The 7,883-nt window shown below is 34.0% G+C and carries 7 protein-coding genes and 1 rRNA gene; 6 read left to right on the top strand and 2 right to left on the bottom strand.

Annotation, left to right across the window (positions count from 1 at the left end; translation table 11 throughout):
- Both AC1DJR_RS11830 and AC1DJR_RS11825 read left to right on the top strand, forming a co-directional pair.
- Positions 1-1,714: glycosyltransferase (locus AC1DJR_RS11830; protein ID WP_477002676.1), on the top strand; the 1,714-nt coding region annotated here is incomplete at its 5' end.
- Positions 1,715-1,780: 66 nt separating this feature from the next.
- On the top strand, positions 1,781-2,557 hold the full coding sequence (locus AC1DJR_RS11825; RefSeq protein ID WP_477002675.1) for a class I SAM-dependent methyltransferase: 777 nt from the start codon (positions 1,781-1,783) through the stop codon (positions 2,555-2,557).
- Positions 2,558-2,597: 40 nt separating this feature from the next.
- Here AC1DJR_RS11825 and AC1DJR_RS11820 read toward each other — a convergent pair whose 3' ends face one another.
- Positions 2,598-3,542 carry an NAD-dependent epimerase/dehydratase family protein gene (locus AC1DJR_RS11820; protein ID WP_429688912.1) on the bottom strand — a complete coding sequence of 315 codons (945 nt, stop codon included), beginning with the start codon at positions 3,540-3,542 and terminating at the stop codon, positions 2,598-2,600.
- 302 nt (positions 3,543-3,844) lie between these two features.
- On the opposite strand from AC1DJR_RS11820, the gene AC1DJR_RS11815 reads away from it, so the two are divergent.
- The 4 genes from AC1DJR_RS11815 (at position 3,845) to AC1DJR_RS11800 (ending at position 7,757) form a co-directional block, all read left to right on the top strand.
- Positions 3,845-4,639, top strand: a complete 795-nt coding sequence (locus AC1DJR_RS11815) for a sulfotransferase family 2 domain-containing protein (protein ID WP_131247425.1) — start codon at positions 3,845-3,847, stop codon at positions 4,637-4,639.
- A 204-nt stretch (positions 4,640-4,843) separates the two neighbouring features.
- The gene (locus tag AC1DJR_RS11810; protein ID WP_012260218.1) at positions 4,844-5,566 is read left to right on the top strand and encodes a class I SAM-dependent methyltransferase; all 723 of its coding nucleotides are present in this window, start codon (positions 4,844-4,846) and stop codon (positions 5,564-5,566) included.
- A gap of 26 nt (positions 5,567-5,592) precedes the next feature.
- Complete coding sequence (locus tag AC1DJR_RS11805; RefSeq protein ID WP_429688909.1) at positions 5,593-6,465, top strand: class I SAM-dependent methyltransferase; 873 nt, start codon at positions 5,593-5,595, stop codon at positions 6,463-6,465.
- Between the two features lie 215 nt (positions 6,466-6,680).
- Complete coding sequence (locus AC1DJR_RS11800; protein WP_002140175.1) at positions 6,681-7,757, top strand: glycosyltransferase WbsX family protein; 1,077 nt, start codon at positions 6,681-6,683, stop codon at positions 7,755-7,757.
- Positions 7,758-7,771: 14 nt separating this feature from the next.
- Here the strand turns inward: AC1DJR_RS11800 and rrf are convergent.
- Positions 7,772-7,883, bottom strand: a 5S ribosomal RNA gene (gene rrf / locus AC1DJR_RS11795); the annotation flags it as partial.

The following is a 7,883-nucleotide window of genomic DNA, read 5'->3' as shown; positions in this document are numbered from 1 at the left end:
ATTAATAAAGAAGTTACTATCACAAGACTATACCATCGCCATATGTAGTACCGTCATAAGTGGTGATATAGTTGCATTACTAGCTAAACACAATATAAAAGTTATTTCATTAATACATGAATTGCCGCATTTAATACAACAGTACTCTGCCGAGGGGAAAGCTAGAAACATTGCCCAGTTCGCTTACAAAATTGTCTTCCCTTCACAGTACGTGTATGAAAAATTCCGTACAATCACCCAATTAGATCATCAAAAATGTCACATCCTCCCTCAAGGCTTGTTTAACCACAATCCTTATAAGAACAATATTGCAAAAGCTAGAAGCGAATTACGAAAAAAACACAACCTGCCTCTAGATAGCAAAATCATTTTAGGAGTAGGTTTCGCTGATCATCGGAAGGGGATAGATTTATTCTCACTTATTGCTTACTCAGTAAGAAAGGTTCATACGAATATTCATTTTATCTGGGTCGGGAGAACAGATGTTCATTTCTTTAACACGCTATCCCCAAGATATACAGCACATTTCACATTAGTTGAGCCTACTCCAGATATCGGTTTATATAACGCCGGGGCTGATTTATATTTATTAACTTCAAGAGAAGATCCTTTTCCAAACGTTGTTTTAGAGGCATTAGATACAAAAGTCCCTGTTATAGGGTTTAAAAACGCTGGAGGTTTTGAAGATGTTGTTACGGAACAAACTGGCGCCTTAGTAGACTTTTTAAATTTACCGCAGGTGCTGGAAAGAATATATGAATTTATTGGAGATGAAGACTTACGATTACAAAAAGGGCGCTTTGGCCAAGAGCTTATTGAAAAAGATTTCAACTTTCTTCATTACATTTATCAACTGTTAAACCTACTTGATCATAATTACAAAAAAATAAGCGTAATCATACCGAACTATAATTACGAAAAATACTTATCTAACCGAGTTAAATCCATATTAAACCAAACCTATCCCCTTTACGAACTAATTTTCCTAGACGATGCCTCTACTGACAATAGCGTATCTATATTTGAACAGCTGCTCTCAAACGAAAATAAGCCCCACCTAAAAGTTCAGCAGATTATTAATGATAAAAACTCTGGTTCTGTATTTAAACAATGGATAAAAGGCATCTCTGCAGCAACCGGTGATTATATTTGGATTGCAGAGGCCGATGACTTATGTGATCAGACATTTTTAGAAGAAGTAATCCAAGGGTTTCATATAAATGGTGATGTTACCTTAAGCTACACACAATCAAAACAAATAGATGAACAAGGAAATATCCTAGCCAATCATTATTTAGATTACACAAATGATATTGATAAAGAAAAATGGAAAAGTTCTTATTTCCGAAAAGGGATAGATGAAATACAAGATACATTACTTATCAAAAACACCATACCTAATGTCTCAAGTGTAGTTTTTAAAACCATAGATATAAAAACTACAGAAAAACAATTAGAAAAGTTTAAAGTAGCTGGTGATTGGTTTTTCTATGTTTCTATTCTTAAAGAGGGGAACATTTATTTCAATCCAAAACCGCTAAACTATCATAGACGACATACAAATAGCGTAACGAGAACAGAAGATTCATATTCCCATTACAGTGAAGTTGTACAAATGCAGAATTTCATTAAAGAAACCTTTACTATCGACGACATTTCAAAAAAGAAAATGTACACATATAGAAAGTACCTTAAAGCATATTTGAAGATTTAATGATATATTTTCTTCGCCATCAGTATCTCTTGTAAAACGTTACTATCATTTAAGGGGGGTTACTCTTTGAAAGAATTTATAGAAGCAAATAAAGATTTGCTTTCTCAAATTGCACACAAATACAATGTAAATGCAAGTATCCATCCAGAGGATCATATCTTTCAATTCCTTGTCACTAATCCAGTCTTCCCATCTAAAAAAGAAGCGATAGATTATTATTTTCAAGATGGGAGAAAATCCGCAGAAACACTTTTAGATTTAATTACTTCCTTTTATCCCCCTATAGACACTCCAATTAAATTATTAGAATTCGCATCCGGATATGGCTGCGTAACACGTCATTTATTAAACCCACAAACGAACTTAAGTATAACTACCTGTGATATACATGAAGAGGCTATTACTTTTATTGAAAACAMATTAAATACTTCTTCTATCTTATCTCACCCTGAACCTGAACAAGTAAAATTGGCCTCGTCTACGTATGATATCGTCTTTTGTCTATCCTTTTTTTCTCATATGCCTGATACAACTTGGTTTCGTTGGCTTCAAACATTGTATAATGCTGTTTCTCCTGAAGGCTTACTCATTTTCACAACTCATGGTTATCAAAGTAAAAAGTACTTCAGCTTTCCAGATTTAAATAAACAGGGTTATTGGTTTCTCCCTTCTAGTGAACAATTGGATTTAGATGTTCATCAATACGGGCAAACGATCGTTAGTCCCTCTTACGTATGTGACAAAATTAAATTATTACCCTATAACCCTGTCATCAAAAAATACACTGAAGGTTTTTGGTGGGAACATCAAGACCTTTGGGTAATAAAAAAAGAAATAAAATAATAAACCACGCTCTACTGATACAAAAGTAGGGCGTGGTTTATTATTTTTTACTATATAAGAACTCTTCAATCCATAGCTTATTTAATCTAATTCCACTTTTGAAATCTATTTTCGGTTCCCAATTACATTCTCGTCTTACTCTATCTATATTTAAAATGATTTTTTGAACATTTTCTTGCCTTTGTTTATAGCAGGTAAAGTCCACTTTTCTTTCCGTTAATTTCTCCAATTCTACTATAATTCGTTTTAAAGAGAGACCCTTGCCGCTCCCTATGTTATACACACAAGATTTCAAACGATTTAATTGTGATAGTTGTATAGTGATTTCAACTAAATCATCGATATAAATATAATCTCGAATAATCTCTTGTGGATTCCCATATATATTAATCTTTTCATTACTGAGATGCTGATACAAAAAACAATTTATTGCCCCAACTTTCTTTAAAGGATTTTGATATTTTCCATATGGATTAGAATATCTACATACAACATAGTCAATTCCGTATTTTTTCTTATAAAAGTACAAGTAATTTTCAAGCGATACTTTTGTTATTCCATAAGGAGAAAGTGGTTTTAATGGATGTTCCTCATCAATAGGTAAATATTCCGGTTCACCATAAACCGTGCCTCCAGAAGATGCTAATACAATTTTTTTAATAGGAAAATTTTTAACACTTTCCATGAAGTTAAGAAAAAAAAAGCTACTGTTTATATCTCCGAAAACATCTTCAATTGAAGTTGCTACATTAGACGTTGCAGCTAAATAAATAATAATATCCACACTCACTAAAGCTTTATATATATCTTTAACATTTGCTAAATCACCTTTAATAAATTCAACCTCACTTATAATATTTTGAGGGAAATTATTTATATGTCTGGAAAATACTTTTACATTTTGACCTTGTTTCAATAAACCTAATGCGAGGTTTATACCAATGAAACTATTTCCACCTACTATTAAATAATTATTCTTCCTCATAATATCCTCTCTAGTAATAAGATTTTTGCTTATCACACCTAGAAATACAAATAAACGAACTTGCTCACCTCTATTATTCATTCTCTTATAATTGTATGCCCCTTATAAATTTTCATTATCTTTATTTTATATTTTCCTTTTAGAATCGATACCTTATTTAAGATGACCGCAAAAACACTCATAATATTTACTCATTCCCATGAATATATTGGATTAGTAAAAAATTGCCTTCTCATATTCTCGTTTATTCTATTTAAAAACCTTCTCCATAAATAAAACTTTCAAAAAGGAGCACTACATGTATGAAGAATGTAAATCAAGAGCTTTTAAATCATGTAATCCTACATAAAGATCGAATCCCACATTTCCATAAAGACTTTCCACTTATACTATTTTGGAGCCATAGAAGCGGATGTACTACTTTAGCTAATTGGTTCTTTTTTCAAATTGGATTATTTACTGAAGCAAAGAAATACCATGACTTTATTCATTACTATGAATTCTGGGTGTATAAAAACAACACCAACTACATAGCAGAGTTACAAAATGGGCTTCTAACAGCAAAAAAAGATGTTTGTAAACTTGTACGGAATCCCTATACAAGGGCGGTCAGCTCCTTTTTATTGCTTGCTGACAATCCATATGCTAGCCCTCAATGGGAAAGTATCCGGCATTGTTTTTATAATGACAAATATAGTAATCAAGGAATATCATTTAAACAATTTTTATATTACGTTCAAGCATTCGGTTCCAATTCCCTAGCAATCGATATACATTTTAGTCAGCAATACGTCCCAGGTGAAGAAAACTTCATCCAATACTATATTCCTTTAGAAGATTTTAATACACAAATCACCAAGATAGAACACATGTACGATTTGACTAAATCAAATTTAGCGCTTCTTATAAATTCAGATCATCATCGTGCTCATAAGATGCTTTATACGGGAAGCTATGCAGAACTTAGCATTACAGATGCATCCTTCCCCCGCTTTCCAACATATGAAAGCTTTTATGATAAAGAAACCATGGATTTAGTTACAGAAATATATGCACAAGACTTTGAAATGTATCCGTACACAAAAGGGATATTCTAAGTCGATACATTCTTCAATGAATAAAAGCGAATGTATCGCATAGCATAAAGTGAAACTTTAATTAGCGTGGGGTTCTCTCCCGCTAATTATTCCAATCTACCAATCTCACTTTTATGAGTTCCCTAATTTCCACCCACTCTCTTTGATTTCGCTGATTGTTGACGTGTGTGTCATATGCATTTTTTTACACAGGAGTGATGTCATGTGGAAGGTAATTTGAAGCACAATAATGGATATTGCGTTATTTGTGAGAAGAAAGCTACATTTATAGAGCATAATGATTGGCTTAGAGATCACTACTTATGTTCTACATGCCACTCTATACCAAGGCAGCGCGCTCTAATCCATGTTTTAAATACATTTTTTCCAAAATGGGGTTCCTATCATATCCACGAATCCTCTCCTGGAGGAATTACAACTCAACTACTAATAAAAAACTGCAAAAACTATACATACTCTCAATACTTTAAAAACTACCCTCTCGGCCAATACTTTCAAGGGATTAGATGCGAGAACTTAGAAGACATGACTTTTCAAAATGAATCTTTTGATTTATTCATTACTCAAGATGTCTTTGAACATGTAATGGAGCCAAACAAAGCCTTTAAAGAAATAGAGCGTGTATTAAAGCCTGGCGGCGCTCATGTGTTTACTGTCCCTTGGTATCATACACTCACAAAGACTTTACAAAGAGCAAGAATCAATAAAGAAGGAATCGAATATATTGAGGAGCCAATTTATCATGGTAATCCTATTGATGAGAACGGGTCTTTAGTAACATTTGATTGGGGTCAAGATATGATTGAATATATTTATACACATGCAAATATGTATACCATTGTTTATTTACAAAAGGATAGATCACTGGGGTTAGATGCTGAATTTCTACATGTTTTTATTAGTGAAAAACACGAAAATGATTTTTAGGCACTATATAATTTGGAGGTTAACAAATGAATAACTTTAAGTTAGGAAGTGATTTTGATAACCTTGTTAGCCCGCTTTCTGATGTTGAACTTCTTAATCTATTTATACAAAGTTGCTCACAAACAAAGATAAATGGCATCCCAGTACCTATGTTCCCCCCCGAAGAAATTCAACAACAGTTTGTAGGTGCTTCCTATGAACATGCTCTTTATGAAGCATATTTGTTTTATAGCCTTGTAAAAACATATGCCCATAATTTAGGCGTTCCCTTGAATAAAGAACGGAAAATTTTAGACTTTGGTTGCGGATGGGGAAGAATCATACGCTTCTTTTTCAAAGATGTTCGCCATAAAAATTTACTTGGTATTGATGTAGATCCTGCAATGATTAACCTTTGCAACGAAACGTTAGGAAGAGGCAGGTATAAAATAGCTCCCCCACAACCTCCTGTAGAATTTATTAATGACAATTCATTAGATATCATATTCGCTTATTCTGTATTCTCACATTTATCCGAAGAAACAGCAGAAAATTGGATAAAGGAGTTTTCAAGAATTCTTCGTCCAGGTGGAATCTTCATTGCAACAACACAAGCACGCTATTTTCTCGATTTCTGTCAACAATTYAAGGAACACCCTGAATTAATTCAAACTGGGTGGCATAAAACTTTATCTCAAGCTTTTCCAGATATAAATCGTGCCATCTCRGATTATGAAAGCGGCAATTTTATCCACAGCCCTACGGGAGCTGGAGACGTTAGAAACAGTAGCTTCTATGGGGAAACCGTTATACCTAGAACTTATATTAAAAACCACTATGAGAAGTATTTAAAGCTACGGGACTTTTTTGATGATACAAACCGGTTACCCCAAGCTCTATTTGTTCTCCAAAAAGATTAACTCTTTTCGCTCATTGTATAATGAAGATCACTTTGTATCTCAGCCGTATATATTAAATCATCAAAGATTTCCATATCAAGCAAACTGYACAAAAGAATTCATTATGCAGCATAAACACAGTAAGTAAATAACATATCTCATGCTTTAACTAGATTCGAAAAATCAACAGTAACTTCCCACCACTTGAACTACGAAGAACATAAGGGGGATATATCTTGAAAATAATCGCTTTTTACTTACCACAGTTTCATCAAATAAAAGAAAATGACCGATGGTGGGGGAAAGGGTTTACTGAATGGACAAATACTAAAAGTGCACGACCTTTATTTTCAGGACATTACCAACCTAGAGAACCTTATCAAGATTTTTATTATGACTTAACCACCCCATCCGTAAGAAAATGGCAAGCAGAAATCGCCAAAGCACATGGCATATATGGTTTTTGTTATTACCATTACTGGTTTAAAGGGAAGAGGCTATTGGAGGCACCCTTTAATGAGGTACTTAAGATGAAGGAACCAGATTTTCCATTTTGCCTTTCTTGGGCAAATGAACCGTGGACAAAAACTTGGGATGGTCTTGATAGTCACATATTAATGCCTCAAAATTATGGAGAATTATCGGATTGGAAAGAACACTTTGAGTATTTATTGCAAGCTTTCCAAGATGAGAGATATATCCGTATAGACGATAAACCATTATTCATTATTTATCGTCCCGGGCATATCCCTCATTGTGAACAAATGCTTCATTATTGGAATACACTCGCACAAGAAAATGGTTTGAAAGGTATATACTTTGCAGAAACATTAAACAGCTTTCCACTTCCTAATATAAATGGATTTGATGCTAGCATTCAATTCGAGCCTTTTTATACAATTGCTCATGATAGCTCTTCAGACATAAATAAGACAATATATGAGTCTGGTAAACAAATAAACGCTTGGGATTATGATAAAGTGTGGATGTATATACTAAAGCGATCTCCTCCAGAGAAAAAAACATTTCCTGGTGCCTTTGTTGACTGGGACAATACAGCACGCCGCAAAGACTTAAATAGCAGCATCTTCCTAGGTTCTACCCCTAGGAAGTTCACGATATATTTAAGCAAACAAATCCAGCGTACCTATTCTCTTTACAACAGCGAGTTTTTATTTATTAAYGCGTGGAATGAATGGGCAGAAGGTACTTACTTAGAACCAGATAAAAGGCATGGATTCGCCTATTTAGAAGGAGTTAAGCAGGCAATTAACAGAGGTATGAAAGCATACAAAAAAGACGAGTCATTCTGACTCGTCTTAAAGTTGCTTGGCGACGTCCTACTCTCACAGGGACAAGGTCCCAACTACCATCGGCGCTAGAGAGCTTAACTTCCGTGTTCGGTATGGGAACGGGTGTGACCTCTCTGCCATCATCAC

The organism is Bacillus sp. 05T31, from assembly GCF_056396725.1.
Note: the sequence above shows the minus strand (reverse complement) of the source record. Positions and strands in the feature narration are given on the sequence as shown.

Excerpts from the sequence above, each read along its gene's own strand:
- AC1DJR_RS11815 (WP_131247425.1), top strand. The coding sequence starts at position 3,845 with ATGAAGAATGTAAATCAAGAGCTTTTAAATCATGTAATCCTACATAAA.
- AC1DJR_RS11820 (WP_429688912.1), bottom strand. The coding sequence starts at position 3,542 with ATGAGGAAGAATAATTATTTAATAGTAGGTGGAAATAGTTTCATTGGT.